A 19,550-nucleotide genomic window follows, 5' to 3' on the forward strand; every position below is an offset into this window, starting at 1 on the left:
CGACGCCTCGGAGGGCACCGGGTGATCTTCCGGACGGGGGTCCGCGCCGGGGCCCGGTTCGTCGGACAGGGCGCCGTGCTCCTCGCGTGCGGCCTCAGGCACCACACGGGGCCCACGGAACACCGTCAGCCTCGGATCGAGCGCCTTCTGCTCGGCCGCCACCCCCGACGACTCCTGCTGCTGCTCCCTGCCGGGGGACTCGCCCGCCACGCAGACCTCCTCCACACATCACGAGGGGCGTCCCCGTGCACGACGCACGACGCCCCATCTCACTCCACCAGTTTCCAGTTCCCGGCCTGGAAGCCCCTATCAGACCCGCCGGAACCGATCGCGGCCCGTCTGCGACACCACCGCTCACCCCCTAGACGAGAACGACATACCAGTCGGTTCCATCCCGAACACTCCAGGCGCTCTCGACAGATGAATGTGAGAGGCGTCACCCTGTCATTCATCCACGCGGGGAGGCATGGATGGGCAAGAGCCGCAGAACGATTCCGGAAGAGCTGTTGCTGCTCGCTCTGGACCCGACGACCGGGACCACAGCGCAGCCGCAATCGCTCGACCTCGGCCTCGCCGGGGCACAGCTCGTCGAGCTGGCCCTGGCTGGACGGATAGCCCCTGATGGGGATCGTATCGCCGTGGTACACCCACGGCCGACAGGAGATCCGACACTGGACTCCGCGCTCGAACTGCTGCGCCGTCGTGGCAGTCCGGTTCGCGCTGTCCACTGGATCGGCGGGCCCCGCCTGGGGCTGCGCCAGACGTATCTCGCGCATCTGGAGCGGTGCGGCATGGTGCATGCCGTGGCGGGACAGATGTGCGGGGTGCTGCCGACGACTCGCTACCAGGCGAGCGACAGCGAGGTCAGCCGGGACATCAGAGCCCGGCTCGACAACGCGATCCGCACCGGCGTCCCGCCGGACCCGCGGACCGCGGCTCTCGCTGCCCTCGCCCACGCGGTGGGCCTCGGCAAGCACCTGTATCCGGGTAACGAGGGCCGGTCATCGCGATCGCGCCTGCGGGACCTGATCAGATACGACCCGATGGGCGGTCTCGTCGCGCACGCCGTCATGGACGTGCAGAACGGCGCCGCGGCACAGCCGAAGCGGGCTCCCGTGCAGGGACGGCCCGCTCCGGTGGGACCTGCCGGGCACAGCAGCATGGCCCGGGCCGGAGCGCGATAGCGGCGCTACGGAGCGGTGACCCGCGGCAGTGCGCGGGGCGAAGTCCGCAGTACCCAGCATGAGCAGCACGCAGGCGGCAGTACCCGGACAGCGAGGGCGGTGGGCAAGGGCACGGTGTCCGGCGGCAGGGGCCGGACAGCGCAGCTCCACCCTCCTCGACGACCCGTTCCCCGGTCTTCGGCCCGGGGACGACGGAGCCGCTGTGACGCGCGGGGCGGGGGACCGGTCAACACCGGTCCCCCGCCCCGCGCGTTGCGTTTGCGCAGTTCGTACGACCAATCGCCAGCGCGGTGATGACCGGTAGTGGCAGGCTGCTGACCAGCAGTACGCACGCACTAGGAAAAACGTTCAGACAGTGCGGAAAAGAAGAAGTACGAGAAGCAGTCCGGAGCCGGAGGTGCACCACCCGTGGCGGCCAACGTTAATCCCACCGTCAGGCGACGCCGACTTGGATCGGAGTTGCGAAAACTCCGCGAGACCAAGGGAATGACCGCGGAGGAGGTGGCGGCTCGGCTGCTGGTCTCCCAGTCCAAGATCAGCAGGCTGGAGAACGGCCGCCGCAGCATCAGCCAGCGCGATGTCCGCGACCTCTGCGGGGTCTACGGCGTCGAGGACCAGCGGATCGTCGATTCGCTCATGCACATGGCGAAGGAGTCCCGTCAGCAGGGCTGGTGGCACGCGTTCGGCGATGTGCCGTACAGCGTCTACATCGGCCTGGAGACCGAAGCGGAATCACTCCGGGTGTACGACTCGCTCGTGGTTCCGGGTCTTCTGCAGACCCGCAACTATGCCGAGGCGGTCATCGAGGGCACGCTCCCCGAGGCCACCCCCGAGCAGGTCGACAAGCGCATCGACATCCGGTTGCGGCGCCAGGAGCGGATCACCGACCCGGCCTCGCCGCTGCGCTTCTGGGTCGTCATGGACGAATCCGCGCTGCGCCGGGTGGTCGGCAGCAAGGACGTCATGCGCGAACAGCTGGAGTACCTCGTGCAGATGGGCTCGCAGGCGCACGTCACCGTGCAGGTGCTCCCGTACGAAGCCGGCGCACACCCCGGCATGTCGGGGAACTTCGCGATTCTCGAATTCCCGGATGCGACGGATTCCAGTGTGGTGTACATCGAAGGCGTGACTTCCGACCTGTACCTGGAGAAGCCGGTCGATGTCCACGGATACAGCGTGATGTACGAGCATCTCCGTGCCCAGGCACTGAGCGCGGAGGCGAGCCGGCAGTTCATCGCGGACGCCGCGAAGGAATACGCGCGCTGAACGGAGTTGTCCCGCGGCGAGGCCCCAACTCGGCTCTGCGACGCGTCCCGGCAGGGAAAGGCGGGAGACTACACCCCCGCCCGGTCAATACGGAAGAGCCACATGGAATATGCCATCCGGTCGAGTGAATAGACCCTGCGCTAGGTGATGTTGGCGAGTAGCTTCAATCGCGTCAGAGCTGCACCACCGAAAAGCTCGGAGCGATCATGGCTATTCAGCTGGGCAACACCAAGGCATGGACGAAGTCCTCGCGGTCTCAGGGAAACGGCGCGTGCGTCGAGGTGGCCTCGCCCACCCTCAGCGCCGTCGCCGTCCGTGACTCCAAGGATCCCTGCGGGCCGACCCTCGACTTCTCGCCGGAGTCCTGGGCCGCGTTCGTCACCGATGTCGGCCGGGGTTCGTACGACCTCGACTGATCCCGGTGGGGGCGGTCGAAGCGTTACGTAGTACCGAAGAGCCCTCTCGTCCGGCCCGCCGTCCTGGCCGAGAGGGCTCACCGCGGACCGGGAGCGGCCCGCGGCCGGCTTCACTGGCGGAGCCGGTCCACGTAGGTGTCCGTACCGGGGACGGTGGGGACGAAGGGCGCGACCAGCTCGACGCGGCCCAGGCCGGAGGCGGCGACCTCGTCGTCCAGGCCGGCGAAGTGGGCATCCCACGCCTCGCGCGGATCCTGCTGGAGGAACCAGAGCAGCGTCAGACGGGTGTCCACCCCCTCGACCTGCTTCACGTACGTCATCCGGTCGCCGGGCAGCGGCGTCGGCTTGAAGATCGTCACCATCGCGGCCGGTGAGCCCGTGAGGCGCTTGGGCAGGTGCCGGGAGCGCAGCCACTCCAGCAGTTCCTCCCGCTGCTCGGCCGACTCGGCGTCGATGACCTCCACCACGAGACCGGCATAGGGGTGGTCGAGCGCGTGGAAGTCCCGGGGGCCGGCGGCGCCGTCGCGGTAGACGGTGGCGGCGTGGTCCTGGAACGCGGTGAAGACATGGGTGCGGTCCTGGTAGACGCGGCCGTCCCGGTTGAGGCGCTTGTTGATGCCGACGGTCCACTTCATGTGGTCGTCGTAGCGGCCGGCCGTGACCCAGTAGGTGGAGATGTAGCAGCCCGCGGTGACGGGCTGGGCCACGGCTGACTTCTCCGGGTAGCGGAGCAGCTGCAGGTCGCGGGTGGCGACCCAGCGGCGCCCGGCGTACATCCAGGGCATGGCCATCGCGCCCGCGATGAAGTGATCGTCCTCGTACCACCGGTTGTAGGCGTACTCGTGGCCCGGCTGGGGCTCCACCATGGTGATCAGGGCGTGCCCGACCCGCACCCCGTACGGCCCGACGGAGGCCAGCTCCGCGTACACCTCGCTGCGCGTCTCTTCTGTCATGCCTACAGGTGTAGCTGACGATACGTCAGATGGGGAGGGGTCGGTCACGGGCGGCCTCCGCGGGCATGTTCGCGAAATAGGTGGACAGGCCATGGATATTTCGTAGGCTTCGCGCATGACGCGTCTGAATCGAGCCACCCGAGCCGACGTCCCCGCACTGGCCGCCCGCGCCGCCTCGGTCGGCGCGTCGCCGGTACGCGAGATCCTGGCGCTCACCGCGCGCCCCGAGGTGATCTCCTTCGCGGGCGGACTGCCCGCCCCCGAGCTCTTCGACGCCGAGGGGATCCGCGCCGCCTACGACCAGGTGCTCGCCGAGGCGCCCCACCGCGTGCTCCAGTACTCCACCACCGAGGGCGACCCGGCGCTGCGCGGTGCCGTCGCCGCCCGGCTCCGCGCCCGCGGGCTCCCGACCGACCCGGACGACCTGCTGGTCACCGCCGGGTCCCAGCAGGGTCTGGCGCTCCTCGCCACCGCGCTGCTGGAGCCGGGCGACACCGTCCTCGTCGAGGACCCCACGTACCTGGCCGCGTTGCAGTGCTTCGGCTTCACGGGCGCACGGGTGCTGCCGGTGCCGTCCGACGAGGACGGGATCGACCCCGCCGCGCTGGAGGAGCTCGTCGTCCGCGAACGGCCGAAACTGCTCTATCTGATCCCGAACTTCCAGAACCCGACCGGGCGCACACTCCCGCTCGCACGCCGGCGGGCGGTGGCCGAGGTCGCCGGCCGGCACGGGCTGTGGATCGTCGAGGACGACCCGTACGGCGAGCTGCGCTTCGACGGGGAGGCCGTGCCGTGGATCGCCTCCCAGGAGGCGGCCGCCGACCGCACCGTCCTGCTGGGCTCGTTCTCCAAGATCATGGCGCCCGGCATGCGGCTCGGCTGGCTGCGGGCGCCCGAAGCGCTGCGGCGCGCCTGCGTCATCGCCAAGCAGGCCGCGGACCTCCACTCCTCCACCGTCGACCAGGCCGCGGCGGCCCGCTACCTGGCCGACCGCGACCTCGACGCCCATCTGCACCGCGTGCGTGGCGCGTACCGCCTCCGGCGCGACGCCCTGCTGGCCGGCCTGCCGGCCGCGCTCCCGGCGGGCAGCTCCTGGAACCGGCCCGACGGCGGGATGTTCCTGTGGGTCCGGCTGCCCGGCGGCTTCGACGCCACCGCCCTGCTGCCGGTCGCCGTCGCGCACGATGTCGCGTACGTGCCCGGCGCCCCCTTCTTCGCCGGCCCCGGTGACCCGGCCGCCCTGCGCATGTCCTTCACGACGCACACCCCCGCCGAGATCGCGGAGGGCCTGCGACGCCTGGCCGCCGCGCTCTCCACGGTCACGGCCACGGCCCCCGCCCTGGGCTGAACGTCCGGCCTCATGGGTGGTGTTCTTCCGGCGCGGGCCCTAACCTGACGATCCGTCAGAACTGGGCGGTCACGCCGTCGAAACTGGAACCCGCCGGAGGCACGCATGTTGCTGTCAGGAAAGACCGTGGTCGTGTCCGGGGTCGGCGCCGGGCTGGGGCAGCGCGTGGCGGCGGCCGCGGTGCGCGACGGCGCCCGGGTGGTGCTCGGGGCCCGCACCAAGGAGACCCTCGTGAAGGTCGCGGGCGAGATCGACGCGGACGGGTCGCGGACGGCGTGGCTGTCCACCGACATCGCGGACGGCGATCAGTGCGAGGCGCTCGCGGCGCTGGCGGTCGAGCGCTTCGGCGGCATCGACGCGGTCGTGCACGTCGCCGCCATGGACGGCTACTTCGGCGGCCTGGAGGACGCGGACTTCGCCTCGTGGCAGCGCGTCCTCGACGTCAACCTGCTGGGGACGCTGCGGCTCACCAAGGCGTGCCTGCCGGCGCTGAAGGCGCACGGCGGCTCGGTGGTGATCATCGGGACGCAGTCCGCGGTGGCGGCACCCTCACAGGTGCGGCAGGCGGCCTACGCGGCGTCCAAGGGCGCCCTGACGTCGGCCATGTACTCGGTGGCGCGCGAGCTGGGCCCGTACCGGATCCGGGTGAACACGGTGCTGCCCGGCTGGATGTGGGGCCCGCCGGTGCAGGCGTTCGTCCAGTTCTCGGCGCACACCGAAGGCGTGTCCGAGGACGAGGTGCTGGGCCGGCTCACCGAGCGGATGGCGCTCCCGGAGCTGGCGACGGACGGGGACGTGGCGGAGGCCGCGGTCTTCCTGGCCTCCGACCGGGCTCGGGCGATCACCGGCCAGTCCTTGCTGGTGAACGCGGGCGAGCTGATGCGGTAGCGCTCGGCGCCTGTCGGCCCGACAGGTTCCGACAGGTCCCCTCCTCTCCCTACCGCGCGGGATCCCGTTCCCGCGCGGTACTTCGTCATGCCCTGCAGGACGTCCAGCGAAGTGCCCGCTCATCGTGTGTTCGCCGTCACGTTCACGACAATGCCAAGGTTGGTCAAGAACAAGTAAAATCGTTCGGCTTTCTGATTCCTGTTCAGACTCTTGAACGCTGGGACCCTTGACCGACTGCCCCGCCAAGGGGTTCAATCCCGGAAGTCCCCACTCCCGCACGGGGGCGCCCGCCGCAGCGAACGTCACAGCGAAGTGCGATTCACGTTCACAAGGCGGACCCCCTGGAGGGGACATGAACAATCTCGACTGGGCTGTACTCATCGCCTACTTCGGCGTGATGATCGCGATCGGACTGTGGTCGCACAAGCGCATCGACGACGTCGGCGACTACTTCACCGCGGGCGGCAAGATGCCCTGGTGGCTGGCGGGCATCTCGCACCACATGTCCGGATACAGCGCGGTGATGTTCACCGGATACGCGGGCATCGCCTACAAGTACGGCGTGACGTCCTACGTCACCTGGTCCTTCCCGATCGCGATCGGGATCGCGATCGGCGCCAACCTCTTCGCGCCCCGGATCAGCAGACTGCGCTCCCGGCTGCACGTCGCCTCGCCGCTCGAATACCTCAAGAACCGGTACAACCTCACCACCCAGCAGGCGCTGGCCTGGTCCGGCGTCCTGCTGAAGATCGTCGACGTGGGCGCCAAGTGGGCCGCGATCGCGACCCTGCTCTCGGTGTTCACCGGCGTCACGATCACCCAGGGCATCGTCATCACCGGCGCGATCACCGCCGTCTACTGCACGGTCGGCGGCCTGTGGGCCGACGCGCTCACCGAGCTGGGGCAGTTCGTCATCCAGCTGCTGGCCGGTCTCGCCATGCTCGTCGCCGCCCTCAGCAAGGTCGGCGGCATCAGCGGGATCTGGACCGTCTGGGACGACCCGAAGCTGGAGGGCCACACCAGCGGCACCGCCGGCCCGTACACGATGATCTTCCTGCTGGCCTACCTGTTCATCAAGACCTTCGAGTACAACGGCGGCATGTGGAACCAGGCCCAGCGCTACATGGCCACCGCCAACGCCAAGGAGGCCGTCCGCTCGGCCCGGCTCTCCGCGGCCCTGTGGTTCGTCTGGCCGCTGGTCCTCTTCTTCCCGATGTGGATCTCCCCGCTGCTGGTGACCGCCAAGAAGCCCGACGGGTCGGACTCGTACGGCCTGATGGTCGAGCAGCTGCTGCCGCACGGGCTGCTGGGCCTGGTCGTCGTCGGCTTCTTCTCGCACACCATGGCCATGTGCTCCTCCGACGCCAACGCCATCGCGGCCGTCGTCACCCGTGACATCGCGCCGGCGTTCTCCAAGACGGCACGGGCCTGGACCCAGCGCGCCGGCCTGATCGCCGCGCGGCTCACCACGCTCGCCTTCCTCGGCCTGTCCATGGCGATCGCCACCCAGGTCAACTCGCCCACCTTCAAGGACATCATCACCATCGTCATCAAGTGGGTGGCGGGGCTGATGGGACCGATCGCGATCCCCTTCATGCTCGGCCTGCTGCGACCGTTCCGTAAGTCCGGGCCGACCGCCGCACTCACCAGCTGGGCGATGGGCCTCATTGCGTTCTACCTGCTCAACTACCCGATCAACGACGCGGTCTCGGGCGGGGTGAACCTGGAGTACCAGATCTCGGTCCCGCTCGCGGTCTCGCTCTTCCTGTACATCCTCATCGGCTACGTCAAGCCCGAGGACACCCCGGAGCGGGACGCGCTGCTGGAGAAGATCAACAACGACGGCGACGACAGCGGTTCCGCCGCGGCCGCGACCGTCCCCGGGCCGGCCAAGCCCCAGGACGTGGCGGCGGTACCCGCCACCGACTGAGGCACCGGCGCGGTGCGTGGCTGAGGTGGGGCCGCTCCTCCGGTCCCACCTCGGCCGCGTCCGGGCCGCTCCGTGTTCGGGCTGCTGTACGTTCGGGCTTCCTCGCATTTCGGGCTGCTACACGTTCGGGTAGCGCTCCAGCCAGGACGGGGACGAGCCCGCCGGGCCGTGCAGCGCCGGGGCCTGCGTCATCTCCATCGCGAAGTCGTCCGCGAGCTGCAGGATCGTGCCGCGCCCCTCGACCTCCGCTATCCACGACGGCGGCAGCGCCGTCTCGCCGTGCAGCGTGCCCAGCAGGTTGCCGCACACCGAACCGGTGGAGTCGCTGTCCCCGCCGTGGTTCACCGCCAGCAGCAGTCCGTGCCGGACGTCCTCGGCGACGAGCGCGCAGTACACGCCGATCGCCAGCGCCTCCTCCGCCGTCCAGCCCTCCCCCAGCGACTCCACCCGCTCCGGTGTCGGCATCCCCTGCCGGACGGCTCCCAGCGCCCGCTGCAGGGCGTCCGTCGTCTCCTGGTGGTCCGGGCGCTGGCCGAGCAGCGCCAGCGCGTGCTGCACGGCCCCGTCGAGCGCGTCCCCGCGCGCCAGCCCGTGCACGATGACGGCGAACGCGCCCGCCGCCAGCTGCCCGGTGGGGTGGCCGTGGGTCTGCGCCGCGCACTCGACCGCGAGCTGGAACACCAGCTCCGGCTCCCAGCCGACCAGCAGCCCGAACGGCGCGGAGCGCATCACCGTGCCGCATCCCTTGGAGCCCGGGTTCTTCGGATGCTCGACGGTGCCCATCCGGTCGTCGCCGAGCCCGTTCAGGCAGGCCCGGCCGGGCGCCCGCTGCGCGTACAGCCACTCCTCGCGCGCCAGCCAGCCGATGTCCTTGCGGCGCTCGTCGGGGCCCCAGTCGCTCTGGGTGGCCGCCCAGCGCAGATAGGCGCGGTGCACGTCGGTGGGCGGGTGCCAGGCGCCGCTGTCGCGGCGCACCTGCGCCCGTATCAGGCCCTCCGTGGTGAAAAGGGTCATCTGCGTGTCATCGGTGACCGTGCCCCGCCGGCCGAACGCGGGCACGAAGTCCGTGACGCCGTCAGGGCCGTGCGCCGCCCGTATCGCCTGGAGCGAGTCGAACTCGATGCCCGCCCCCAGCGCGTCGCCGACGGCTCCGCCGAGCAGGCAGCCGCGCACGCGGCTGCGGAAGTCCTGCTGCTGCGCACGTCCCCAAACCGCTGTCAAAGCGAGCCCCTTCGGTCAGCAGCTGTCAGTCGCAGGCAGATAGCTTTCAGTCGCAGGCACGATAGTCGACAACGTCGCTCACGTCCTGTGTGCCCGTCGCCACAGGGGGTGCACCGGCCAGGTACGCCCGGCACCCCTCCCCGCACGCTACGCGTCGAGCACCGGCAGCAGCTCCGGCAGGTGACCGTCGGAGGCGAGGCCGGCGGCCCGGCGCTCCTCGGAGACCTCGCCGTACAGTGTGGTGCGCTGGCGCGACGGCCGGCCGGCCGACTCCGCGATGGCGACCAGGTCCTGGATCGACCGGTAGGAGCCGTAGCTGGATCCGGCCATCCGCGAGATGGTCTCCTCCATCAGCGTGCCGCCCAGGTCGTTCGCCCCGGAGCGCAGCATCTCCGCAGCGCCCTCCGCGCCCAGTTTGACCCAACTGGTCTGGATATTGGGGATATGGGTGTGCAGCAGCAATCGGGCCATCGCCGTGACCGCCCGGTTGTCCCGCGGTGTCGGACCGGGACGCGCGATCCCAGCCAGGTAGACCGGCGCGTTGGTGTGGATGAAGGGCAGCGTCACGAACTCCGTGAAACCGCCGGTCTCCTGCTGGATCTCGGCGAGCAGCCGCAGATGGCCGAGCCAGTGGTGCGGCTGGTCCACATGCCCGTACATCATCGTGGAGGACGAGCGCAGACCCAGTGAGTGCGCGGCCTTCACCACCTCCACCCACGTCGCCGTCGGCAGCTTGCCCTTGGTGAGGACCCAGCGCACCTCGTCGTCCAGGATCTCGGCGGCCGTGCCGGGGATCGAGTCGAGCCCGGCCTCCTTCGCCGCCGCCAGCCAGTCGCGGATCGACATGCCCGTACGCGTCGCCCCGTTGGCGACCTCCATCGGCGAGAAGGCGTGCACGTGCATGCCCGGCACGCGCTCCTTCACCGCCCGCGCGATGTCGAAGTACGCGGTGCCCGGCAGGTCCGGGTGGATGCCGCCCTGCATGCACACCTCGGTCGCGCCGACCTCCCACGCCTGCTCGGCGCGGTCGGCGACCTGCGACAGCGACAGCGTGTACGCGTCGGCGTCGGTGCGGCGCTGCGCGAAGGCGCAGAAGCGGCAGCCGGTGTAGCAGACGTTGGTGAAGTTGATGTTCCTGGTGACGATGTACGTGACCTCGTCGCCGACCGTGTCGCGCCGCACGTCGTCCGCGATCCGGCACAGCGCGTCCAGCGCCGGGCCGTCCGCGTGCAGCAGCGCGAGGGCCTGCTCGTCGGTGAGCTTCACCGGGTCGTCCGCGGCGGTCGCGAGCGCGGACCGCACGTCCCCGTCGACCCGGTCCGGCACCATGCCGGGCGCCGCCTGCTCGCGCAGCGACTCCCAGTCGCCGTACACGTCGTCGAAGTCGTCCCTGCGGTCGCCGGTGCGCCCGGTGGTGTCGATCGTCGCGTGCAGATCGGTGCGGCCGGTCGCCGTGAACGCCTCGTCGGGCTCCTGCCAGAGCAGCCCGCTGGGCTTCGCGTTCTCGTCCGCCAGCGCCGTCACCGGGTCCGCCAGGGCCCGGACGTGCGGCAGCAGGCGCGGATCGAGCCACGGCTCGCCGCGCTGGATGAACTCGGGGTAGATCGTGAGCCGCTCGCGCAGCGCGAACCCGGCCGCCGCCGTCTGCTCCGCCAGCTCGTCGATGTGCGGCCACGGGCGCTCGGGGTTGACGTGGTCGGGGGTGAGCGGGGACACCCCGCCCCAGTCGTCGATGCCCGCCGCGATGAAGCGCGCGTACTCCCCGTCCACCAGGTTGGGCGGAGCCTGGACGCGGGCCGCCGGGCCGAGGATCAGCCGGGCGACCGCGATCGCCGCCGCCAGCTCCTCCAACTCCGCGTCCGGCATGCCGCGCATGGCCGTGTCCGGTTTGGCGCGGAAGTTCTGGATGATCACTTCCTGGATGCCGTGGTACTGCCGGGCGATCTTCCGTATCGCGAAGAGCGACTCGGCGCGCTCCGCGTACGTCTCCCCGATCCCGATCAGAATGCCCGTCGTGAACGGCACGTTGGAACGCCCCGCGTCCTCCAGCACCCGCAGCCGCACGGCGGGGTCCTTGTCGGGCGAACCGTGGTGCGGGCCGCCGGGCTCGGACCAGAGCCGGGTCGCGGTCGTCTCCAGCATCATGCCCATCGACGGCGCGACCGGCTTGAGACGCTGCAGGTCCTGCCACGACAGCACGCCGGGATTGAGGTGCGGCAGCAGCCCCGTCTCCTCCAGCACCCGGATCGACATCGCCCGCACATAGGCGAGCGTGTCGTCGTACCCGTGCGCGTCGAGCCACTCCCGCGCCTCCGGCCAGCGGTCCTCAGGACGGTCCCCGAGCGTGAACAGGGCCTCTTTGCAGCCCATTTCCGCGCCCTGCCGCGCGATCTCCAGGACCTCGTCGGGGGACAGGAACATCCCGTGCCCGTCGCGGCGCAGCTTGCCCGGCACGGTGACGAAGGTGCAGTAGTGGCACTTGTCACGGCACAGCCGGGTCAGCGGGATGAAGACCTTCCGCGAGTACGTGATCACCCCCGGCCGCCCCGCCGTCTCCAGGCCGGCGTCCCGCACCCGGGCCGCGGTCGCGGACAGGTCCACCAGGTCGTCACCGCGCGCCTGCAGCAGAACCGCCGCCTCCGCGGTGTCCAGCGCGACTCCGTCGCGGGCACGCTTCAGCGCGCGCCGCATGCCGTTGGCAGTGGGGGTCGGCTCGTCGGGGCGGGACAGGCTCATGGTCATCTCCCGAGCATAGGTCGCTGCCCCGCGGGCGCGGTCACGGCGACCGCTATGGCGTTGGCCACCCGGGCCACGGCTCCGGCCGCCCTCGAGGACGCGGCACGGATGGTGCCGCTCGGGCCCGTCACAGGAACCGCGCGTAGTCGTCCAGCACGCGCAGCACCTCGTCCTCGCCGGCCGGCGGCAGCTGGACGACGCACTCCTCGATGCCCAGCTCGGCGAAGTGCGCGAGCTTGCCCTCGGTCGGACGCACCGCCGACGGGACGATCTGCGGCCCGCCCGGCCCGCGGCCGGCTCCGTCCCACACCTCCCGCAGCCGCGGCAGCGCGTCGGCGAGGCCGCCGCCCCCGATCGGCATCCAGCCGTCCGCGTAGTCCGCGATGTGCCCGAAGAGCTTCGGCCCGGCGGCCCCGCCGACCAGCGTCCGCAGCGGGCCCACCGGCTTCGGATGGGCCTCGCTCGCCGCCACCGACGCCAACTTCCCCTCGTAAGCCGTCGGCTCGGGCGCCCACAGCGCCCGCATCACCCGCATCCGGTCCCGCACGAGGTCACGCCGGCCCGCCCACTCCACCCCGTGGTCCGCCGCCTCCTCCACGTTCCAGCCGAATCCCACCCCGAGCGTGAACCGGCCGCCCGACAGGTGGTCGAGCGTCGCGATCTGCTTCGCCAGCACGATCGGATCGTGCTGCGCGACCAGCGTGATGGCGGTCCCCAGCGTGATCCGCCGGGTGACCGCCGCGGCCGCCGCGAGCGCGGTGAACGGGTCGAGCGTCCGCCCGTACTCCCGCGGCAGCGGCTCCCCCATCGGCGCCGGCGTGGTCCTGGCGACCGGAATGTGCGTGTGCTCCGGCAGGAACAATCCGTCGAACCCGCGCTGCTCCAACTCCTCGGCGAGGCGAACGGGGCCGATGGTCTCGTCGGTCAGGAAGATGGTGGTGTTGATCCGCATGGGCAGTCTCCGTTGAGCGGGCGGACAGGACGTCGTGCGGGTGAGCGCTGGGTGCGGCGGTACGTGTTTGCACGTGATCCGGCCATCCGCCGGCCGCTCGCTGTTCCGGCCTCCGACGCTCCGGAGTAGAACAGTTCGCTGCGGCACCTCCCACCCCTCTCGCCCAGGAGGCACGACGGATGGAACGACGCGAAGTCCTCAAGTTCACGGCGCTCGCGGGAGCCGCCGGAGTGTTCACGCTGGCTCCTGTGAGCTTCGCCGGCGCCGGGTCGGCGAGTGCGTCGGACGGCGCGGGTGCGCCGGACGGGGTGCCGGCGGCCGAGGAGACCCGTACCGTCAGCGGGCATCTGCCCACCGGCGTGGCGGATTTCGTCTACCTGCCGGTGATCGTGCCGCACGGGGTCCGCGAGATCGCCGTCTCGTACACGTACGACAGGCCGGCCGTGCCCGTCGGAACCGTTGGCAACGCCTGCGACATCGGCATCTTCGACCAGCACGGCACCGCTCTCGGCGGCAGGGGCTTCCGCGGCTGGTCCGGCGGCGCCCGCACCGAGTTCGCGATCAGCGCCGAGCAGGCCACTCCGGGGTACCTGGCCGGGCCGGTCTCCCCCGGCACGTGGAACGTCGTCCTCGGCCCGTACACCGTCGCACCGCAGGGACTGGAGTACGCCGTCACCGTCACCCTGCGGTACGGGCCCCGGGGCACCACCCCGGCGCCCACCTACCCGCCGCGACACGCCAAGGGGCGCGGTCGCGCCTGGTACCGCGGCGACTGCCATCTGCACACCGTCCACTCCGACGGGAAGCGCACCCCGGCGGAGGTCACCGCCGCCGCGCGTGCCGCCGGGCTCGATTTCATCAACACCAGTGAACACAACACCACGTCCGCGCACTCCGTCTACGGGCCCCTCGCCGGCGACGACCTCCTGGTCCTGACCGGCGAGGAGATCACCACCCGAAACGGCCACTACCTGGCCGTCGGCACGGACCCCGGCGTCTGGTTCGACTGGCGCTACCGCGCCCGCGACGACGCGTACGCGCGGTTCGCGCGCAAGATCCGGGGAGCGGGCGGCCTCGTGGTGCCCGCCCACCCGTACGGGATCTTCCCCGCCAGCCAGTGGAAGTTCGGCTACGACCAGGCGGACGCCATCGAGATCTGGAACGGCCCGTGGGGCCCCGACGACGAGCTCTCCCTCAACACCTGGGACAACCTCCTCACGGCGTCCCCGCGCGACGGTCACTGGATCCCCGCCATGGGCAACTCCGACGCCCACCGCGAGCCGCAGGTCGTCGGCCTCCCCCAGACGGTCGTCCTGGCGGACCGTCTGGACCGCCCCTCCCTGCTCGCGGGCATCCGCGCGGGCCGCTCCTGGCTCGCGGAGTCCTCCGCCGTCCAGCTCTCCTTCACCGCGACCGGGCCGCACGGCGAGCACGCGGGGATCGGCGAACGGCTGGTCGTGCGGGCGCAGGACGTGGTGACGATGCGGCTGGAGGTGTCCGGGGTGCCGGATGCGGGCGGGGTGTTCGGGGCGCAGGTGCGGTTGATGACGGACGAGGGCCAGATGTACGCCACGCAACTCTCTCCCTCCGGGGTGGGTTCCGTTGAGTGGCGGACGACGGCCTCGCTGGCGGCGTACGTCCGGGCGGAGGTACGGCATCCGGTGACGGACGGTGGGGCGAGCGGGTTGCCCGGGGCTGCCGCAGCGCTGACGAATCCGATCTGGCTCGACGTCCGGTAGGACCCCGCGTCAGGTCGTCGGCACGGACGCCGTGTCGCGGCCCGACCGCAGCACCGTTCCCGGGACGGCGCCCGTGATGGCGTCGTCCCTGATCGTTTCGACGCCGTTGACGCGGACGGAGACGATGCCGATCGCGCGGGAGTCGAGGCGGGGGCTGTTGCCCGGGAGGTCGTGGACGAGGGTGGCGGTGCCGGCGTCGATGCGGGCGGGGTCGAAGAGGACGAGGTCGGCGTGGTAGCCCTCGGCGACCCTGCCGCGGCCGCGGAGGCCGAAGAGGCGGGCGGGGTCGTCGGTGAGCATGCGGACGGCCTGTTCCAGTGGGACCAGGCGGCGCCCGCGGAGGCAGTCGCCGAGGAAGCGCGTCGTGTAGGGGGCGCCGCACATGCGGTCGAGGTGGGCGCCCGCGTCGGATCCGCCGAGCAGGACGTCCTCGTGCTCCCAGGTGCGGGCGCGCAGGGCCCAGCTGTCCGGGTCGTTGTCGGTGGGCATCGGCCACAGGACGGTCCGCATGTCGTCGTTGGCGCAGATCTCGACGATGGTCTCGAACGCCTCCTGCCCGCGTTCGGCGGCGATGTCCTTGACGACGCGGCCGCCGGCACCGGCGTTGGCCTGGGAGTACGTGTCGCCGATGACGTAGCGGCCGAAGTTGGCGAGGCGGCGGAAGACGCCGGCCTCGGGGCTGTTGGCGCTGCGCAGCATCTCGGCGCGGATGTCCGGGTCACGGAGCTTGGCGATGCGTTCCGGGATGGGGAGGCTGAGGATCTCGCCCCAGCCGGGGATGAGGTTGAGGGCGCAGAACGTGCCGAGGGACATGTTCATCGGCGTGAGGATCGGCATGGTGAGGGCGACGATGCGGCCGCCGGCCTTGCGGGCGCGTTCGGACGCGGCGAGCTGGCGGGGGACGCGGGCCGGGACGGAGGCGTCGATGGTGAGGACGTTCCAGTTGAGGGGGCGGCCGGCGGCGGCGCTCATGTCGACGAAGAGGTCGATCTCCTCGTCGGCGAACTGGTCGAGGCAGCCCGCCACGATCGCCTCGATCTGGGTGCCCTCGTGCTCGCCGACGGCCCGGGAGAGCGCGATGAGTTCGTCGCGGCCCGCGTGCCGGGAGGCGACGGGCGCGCCGTCGCCGTCGGAGTGGGTGGAGGACTGGGTGGTGGAGAGTCCCCAGCCGCCGGCGGCCATGGAGTCGTGGAAGAGCTGGAGCATCTGCTCCAACTGCTTCTCGGTGGGCTGTCCGCCGACGGCGTCCGGGCCCATGACGTGCCGGCGCAGCGCGCAGTGGCCGACCATGAAACCCGCGTTGACGGCGATCCGTCCTTCGAGGGCGTCGAGGTAGTCGCCGAACGAGGACCAGGTCCAGTCGACGCCCTCCTCCAGGGCCTTGAGGGACATGCCCTCGACCTTGGACATCATGCGGCGCGTGTAGTCGGCGTCCTCGGGGCGGTCGGGGTTGAGCGGGGCGAGGGTGAAGCCGCAGTTGCCGCCCGCGATGGTGGTGACGCCGTGGTTCATGGACGGGGTGGCGAAGGGGTCCCAGAACAACTGCGCGTCGTAGTGGGTGTGCGGGTCGACGAAGCCGGGGGTCAGGACGAGGCCGGTGGCGTCCTCCTGGGTCCGCGCGGGCTGCGTGACCGTGCCGGGCTCGGCGATGGTGGCGATCTTTCCGCCGCGCAGACCGACGTCGGCGGTGTACGCGGGGGCTCCCGTGCCGTCCACCACGGTGGCGCCCTTGATCAGGTGGTCAAGCATGGTCGATCTCACCTCTCCGGGTTGTGAAGTCCTGCGGACGTGGTTGCGCCTCCGGTCCTGACAGGTCGGCAGGCCGCTGCCGTACGACACCCTGTCCCGGCCGGAGGCGCGGGGCGGCGGTCCGGGAAGACGCCGCCCCCGCTCTGGGGTCCTGTCCTTACTGGCCCGCCGCCTGGCGGAACCGGGTGGTGCGGTGCACCGGGTCCGTGTCGATCTTCGGGATGACGTGCTCGCCGATGAGCTTGATCGTGTTCATGGTGTCCTCGTACGAGATCCCGATCGGCAGCCCGAAGGAGAGCTGGTCGGCGCCGGCCTGCTCCCAGCGCTTGCACTGCGCGGTGACCTCGTCCGGGTCGCCGCAGATCATCAGCTCCTCGGCGATGAGGAGCTCGATGATCTCCTCGCTGTACTCGGGGAGCAGTTCGGGCCACTCGGGGATGCCCGCGGGCCGGGGGAAGGTGTCGTGGTAGCGGAAGACCAGCGACTGCAGCCGGTTCAGACCACCGCCGACGGCGATCTCGACCGCCTTGGCGTGCGTCTCCGCGCAGATGGCGGTGGACGTCACCATGACGTTGTCGTTGACGAAGTCGCCGATCGGCTCCGCTTCGCGGATGGCCGTCTTGTACTGCTCCAGAACCCACTCCATGTCGGAGACCTTCTGGACGCTGAAGCCGAGCACGCCCAGGCCCTTCTTGGCGGCCATCGCGTACGAGGACGGCGAGCCGGCCGCGTACCACATGGCCGGGTGGGACTTCCCGTACGGCTTGGGGAAGATCTTGCGCGGCGGCAGTGACCAGTGCTTCCCCTGGAACCCGACGTACTCGTCCTGGAGGAACATCTTGGGGAACTCGGCGATCGTCTCCTCCCAGATCTCCTTGGTGTGGTTCATGTCGGTGATGCCCGGCATGAACCCCAGGATCTCGTGGCTGCCCGCCCCGCGCCCGGTCCCGAACTCGAACCGCCCCTCGGAGAGGTGGTCGAGCATCGTCACCTTCTCGGCGACCTTCACCGGGTGGTTGACGGGGGCGAGCGGGTTGAAGATGCCGGAGCCGAGGTGGATGCGGTCGGTGGCGTGGGCGAGATAGGCGAGGAAGACCTCGTTCGCCGACAGGTGCGAGTACTCCTCCAGGAAGTGGTGCTCGGAGGCCCAGGCGTACTTGAAGCCGGACTTGTCCGCCTGGATGACGTACTCGGTCTCCTCCATCAGCACCTTGTGCTCCGCCTGGGGGTCGACCGCGGACCGCGCCACAGGCACATATCCCTGTACAAAGAGCCCGAATTCCAAGGAGGTTCACCGTCCTGAAGTATTTCTGACGCTCCGTCAGATACGAACGACTCTGGCACCGCCCCGGCGGAGCGTCAATAGCTGATGATGTGTCAGATTGCGCGGCCGTGGAGTCGGCCGGCGCGCGGCTAGAAGACCGAGACCCCGGCGAGCCAGCCGCCGTCGATCACGAACGGCTGCCCGGTGATGTACGACGAGTCGTCGCTGGTCAGGAACAGTGCGAGCTTCGCCACCTCGGCCGGCTGACCGATCCGGCCCATCGGGACGAGCTTCCTGTAGAAGTCGTCGAGCGCCGCCGAGGACGCCGCGAGGTCGGAGTCCGGGTCGAGGTGGGAGGGGTTGGACATGGGGGTGTCGATGGCCCCCGGGCACATCGCGTTCACCCGGATCCCCTTGGCCGCCACCTCCATCGCCGCCACCCGCGTCATCCCGACGATCGCGGCCTTCGTGGCGGCGTACGACGTCAGCAGCGCCATGCCGCTCAGCGCGGTGTACGAGGCGGTGTTCACGATCGTGCCGCCGCCGGCCGCCTCGATGGCGGGGATCGCCGCCCGCATCCCCAGGAACGCGCCCACCTGGTTGACCTGCACCACCAGCTGGTACTCCTCCAGCGGAGTGCTCGCCAGCTCGTTGAAGCGCAGGATGCCCGCGTTGTTGACGAGGCCGTCGAGCCGGCCGAAGGCCTCCGTGGTCGCGGTGACGGCCGCCGTCCAGTCCTCCTCGCGGCTCACGTCCAGATGGACGTAGCGGGCGCTCTCCCCTATCTCCTTGGCCAGCGCCTCGCCCTGCTCGTCGAGCACATCCGCCAGGACGACGTTCGCCCCCTCGGCGGCGAACAGCCGCGCCTCCTGCTCGCCCTGCCCGCGCGCCGCGCCGGTGATCAGCACGACGCGCCCGTCCAGCTTGCCCATGCGTGTCCCCTTAGTGAGTTTTTTGCGGTGCGAAACGGGTGTGGCTACGCGTCCAGGTGCGGCGCGACGTCGGCGGCGAACGCCTCCATCTGCTCGATCAGCTCGTCCCTGCTCCGGCTCCGGAACCGGACCTGGATCTGCCCGACCCCCATCGCCGGGTACTCCCGCAGGCTCGCCGCCAGCGCGTCCGGCTTGCCGTGCAGGGTGCGCCGCCCGACCTTCCACGTGGGCTCGCCGATGTACAGCGGCTCGGCGATGGTGCCGATCTCGATCGGCGCGGTGACGCCCGCCGCCTCGCGCAGTTCCCTGATCCGGGCGATCTGCGGCGGCAGCTTGTCGCGCGGGTCCCCCTGCGGCAGCCACCCGTCGCCCCGGACGGCGGCCCGGCGCACGGCGGCGGGCGACGATCCGCCGACCCAGATCGGCGGCCCGCCCGGCTGGGCGGGGCGGGGGCGCTGCCCGAGGTCGGCGAAGTCGAAGAACTCCCCGTGGTGCTCGGGGAACTCCTCGGCGAAGGCCGCCCGCAGCGCGTCGATCGTCTCGTCCAGCACGGGGCCGCGCCGCGCGAAGTCCGCGCCGACCGCGTCGAACTCCTCCTCCACGTGGCCCGCCCCGACGCCGAGGACCAGCCGGCCGCCGGAGAGGTGGTCGAGCGTCGCGTACGCCTTGGCGGTGATCAGCGGATGGCGCAGGCCGGCGACGGCGACGTGGCTGAGCAGTCTGACGTTCGTCGTGACGGCGGCGAGGTAGGCGAGGGTCGCCACCGGGTCGTACCAGGTGGTGCTCATCGCGTCGGCCAGGCGCCGCGGGATCGCGACGTGGTCGCACGAGGCGATGTAGTCGAATCCGCACCGGTCGGCGGCCCGCGCGATCTCCACGAGGTCGGCGGGGCCGGCCTCCCGCTCCCACGGCTCGGCGTACATCGTGCTCAGCGATTGGACGGGCAGTTGCATCCCGTAGCGCACGGCGCGG

Annotated in this window: 15 protein-coding genes; 7 read left to right on the plus strand and 8 right to left on the minus strand. The window is 71.0% G+C overall.

From position 1 onward, the window contains the following. The first annotated feature begins 470 nt into the window (after positions 1-470). From O3X23_RS03760 to O3X23_RS03770, 3 genes are all read left to right on the plus strand, one after another. Positions 471-1,184 (plus strand): GOLPH3/VPS74 family protein, encoded by a 714-nt coding sequence (locus O3X23_RS03760; RefSeq protein ID WP_269269643.1) that lies wholly within the window; start codon positions 471-473, stop codon positions 1,182-1,184. Between the two features lie 408 nt (positions 1,185-1,592). Beyond that, positions 1,593-2,450 carry a helix-turn-helix domain-containing protein gene (locus tag O3X23_RS03765; protein ID WP_138353592.1) on the plus strand — a complete coding sequence of 286 codons (858 nt, stop codon included), beginning with the start codon at positions 1,593-1,595 and terminating at the stop codon, positions 2,448-2,450. A gap of 206 nt (positions 2,451-2,656) precedes the next feature. Further along, entirely contained in the window at positions 2,657-2,866 is a 210-nt protein-coding gene (locus tag O3X23_RS03770; RefSeq protein ID WP_269269644.1) for a DUF397 domain-containing protein, read from the plus strand. 110 nt (positions 2,867-2,976) lie between these two features. On the opposite strand, the gene O3X23_RS03775 is transcribed toward O3X23_RS03770, so the two are convergent. Beyond that, a complete protein-coding gene (locus tag O3X23_RS03775; protein WP_269269645.1) occupies positions 2,977-3,819 on the minus strand; it encodes a hypothetical protein in 843 nt (280 codons plus the stop codon). Positions 3,820-3,934: 115 nt separating this feature from the next. On the opposite strand from O3X23_RS03775, the gene O3X23_RS03780 reads away from it, so the two are divergent. From O3X23_RS03780 to O3X23_RS03790, 3 genes are all read left to right on the plus strand, one after another. Further along, positions 3,935-5,167 (plus strand): aminotransferase-like domain-containing protein, encoded by a 1,233-nt coding sequence (locus tag O3X23_RS03780; protein WP_269269646.1) that lies wholly within the window; start codon positions 3,935-3,937, stop codon positions 5,165-5,167. A 105-nt stretch (positions 5,168-5,272) separates the two neighbouring features. Then, positions 5,273-6,055: an SDR family oxidoreductase gene (locus O3X23_RS03785; RefSeq protein ID WP_269269647.1), complete on the plus strand. Its 783-nt coding sequence runs from the start codon at positions 5,273-5,275 to the stop codon at positions 6,053-6,055. Between the two features lie 352 nt (positions 6,056-6,407). Beyond that, on the plus strand, positions 6,408-7,985 hold the full coding sequence (locus tag O3X23_RS03790; RefSeq protein WP_269269648.1) for a sodium:solute symporter family protein: 1,578 nt from the start codon (positions 6,408-6,410) through the stop codon (positions 7,983-7,985). A 117-nt stretch (positions 7,986-8,102) separates the two neighbouring features. On the opposite strand, the gene O3X23_RS03795 is transcribed toward O3X23_RS03790, so the two are convergent. The 3 genes from O3X23_RS03795 to O3X23_RS03805 all read right to left on the minus strand — a co-directional run bounded on the left by O3X23_RS03795 (position 8,103) and on the right by O3X23_RS03805 (position 12,894). Beyond that, positions 8,103-9,206 (minus strand): ADP-ribosylglycohydrolase family protein, encoded by a 1,104-nt coding sequence (locus tag O3X23_RS03795; protein ID WP_269269649.1) that lies wholly within the window; start codon positions 9,204-9,206, stop codon positions 8,103-8,105. A 147-nt stretch (positions 9,207-9,353) separates the two neighbouring features. Further along, positions 9,354-11,948, minus strand: coding sequence for a bifunctional FO biosynthesis protein CofGH (locus O3X23_RS03800; protein ID WP_269269650.1), 2,595 nt, complete (start codon positions 11,946-11,948; stop codon positions 9,354-9,356). A gap of 121 nt (positions 11,949-12,069) precedes the next feature. Then, positions 12,070-12,894, minus strand: a complete 825-nt coding sequence (locus O3X23_RS03805; protein WP_269269651.1) for a TIGR03619 family F420-dependent LLM class oxidoreductase — start codon at positions 12,892-12,894, stop codon at positions 12,070-12,072. A 179-nt stretch (positions 12,895-13,073) separates the two neighbouring features. Between O3X23_RS03805 and O3X23_RS03810 the strand changes: the two genes are divergently transcribed. Further along, the gene (locus O3X23_RS03810) at positions 13,074-14,633 is read left to right on the plus strand and encodes a CehA/McbA family metallohydrolase (RefSeq protein WP_269269652.1); all 1,560 of its coding nucleotides are present in this window, start codon (positions 13,074-13,076) and stop codon (positions 14,631-14,633) included. Between the two features lie 9 nt (positions 14,634-14,642). Here O3X23_RS03810 and O3X23_RS03815 read toward each other — a convergent pair whose 3' ends face one another. The 4 genes from O3X23_RS03815 to O3X23_RS03830 all read right to left on the minus strand — a co-directional run bounded on the left by O3X23_RS03815 (position 14,643) and on the right by O3X23_RS03830 (position 19,531). Beyond that, entirely contained in the window at positions 14,643-16,382 is a 1,740-nt protein-coding gene (locus tag O3X23_RS03815) for an N-acyl-D-amino-acid deacylase family protein (protein ID WP_269269653.1), read from the minus strand. 157 nt (positions 16,383-16,539) lie between these two features. Beyond that, positions 16,540-17,667: an LLM class flavin-dependent oxidoreductase gene (locus tag O3X23_RS03820; RefSeq protein ID WP_269269654.1), complete on the minus strand. Its 1,128-nt coding sequence runs from the start codon at positions 17,665-17,667 to the stop codon at positions 16,540-16,542. Positions 17,668-17,795: 128 nt separating this feature from the next. Next, a complete protein-coding gene (locus tag O3X23_RS03825) occupies positions 17,796-18,578 on the minus strand; it encodes an SDR family NAD(P)-dependent oxidoreductase (protein WP_269269655.1) in 783 nt (260 codons plus the stop codon). 44 nt (positions 18,579-18,622) lie between these two features. Further along, positions 18,623-19,531 (minus strand): LLM class F420-dependent oxidoreductase, encoded by a 909-nt coding sequence (locus tag O3X23_RS03830; protein WP_443047767.1) that lies wholly within the window; start codon positions 19,529-19,531, stop codon positions 18,623-18,625. Positions 19,532-19,550: the final 19 nt, after the last annotated feature.

Source organism: Streptomyces sp. H39-S7 (assembly GCF_027158205.1).
Classification (GTDB): Bacteria; Actinomycetota; Actinomycetes; order Streptomycetales; family Streptomycetaceae; genus Actinacidiphila.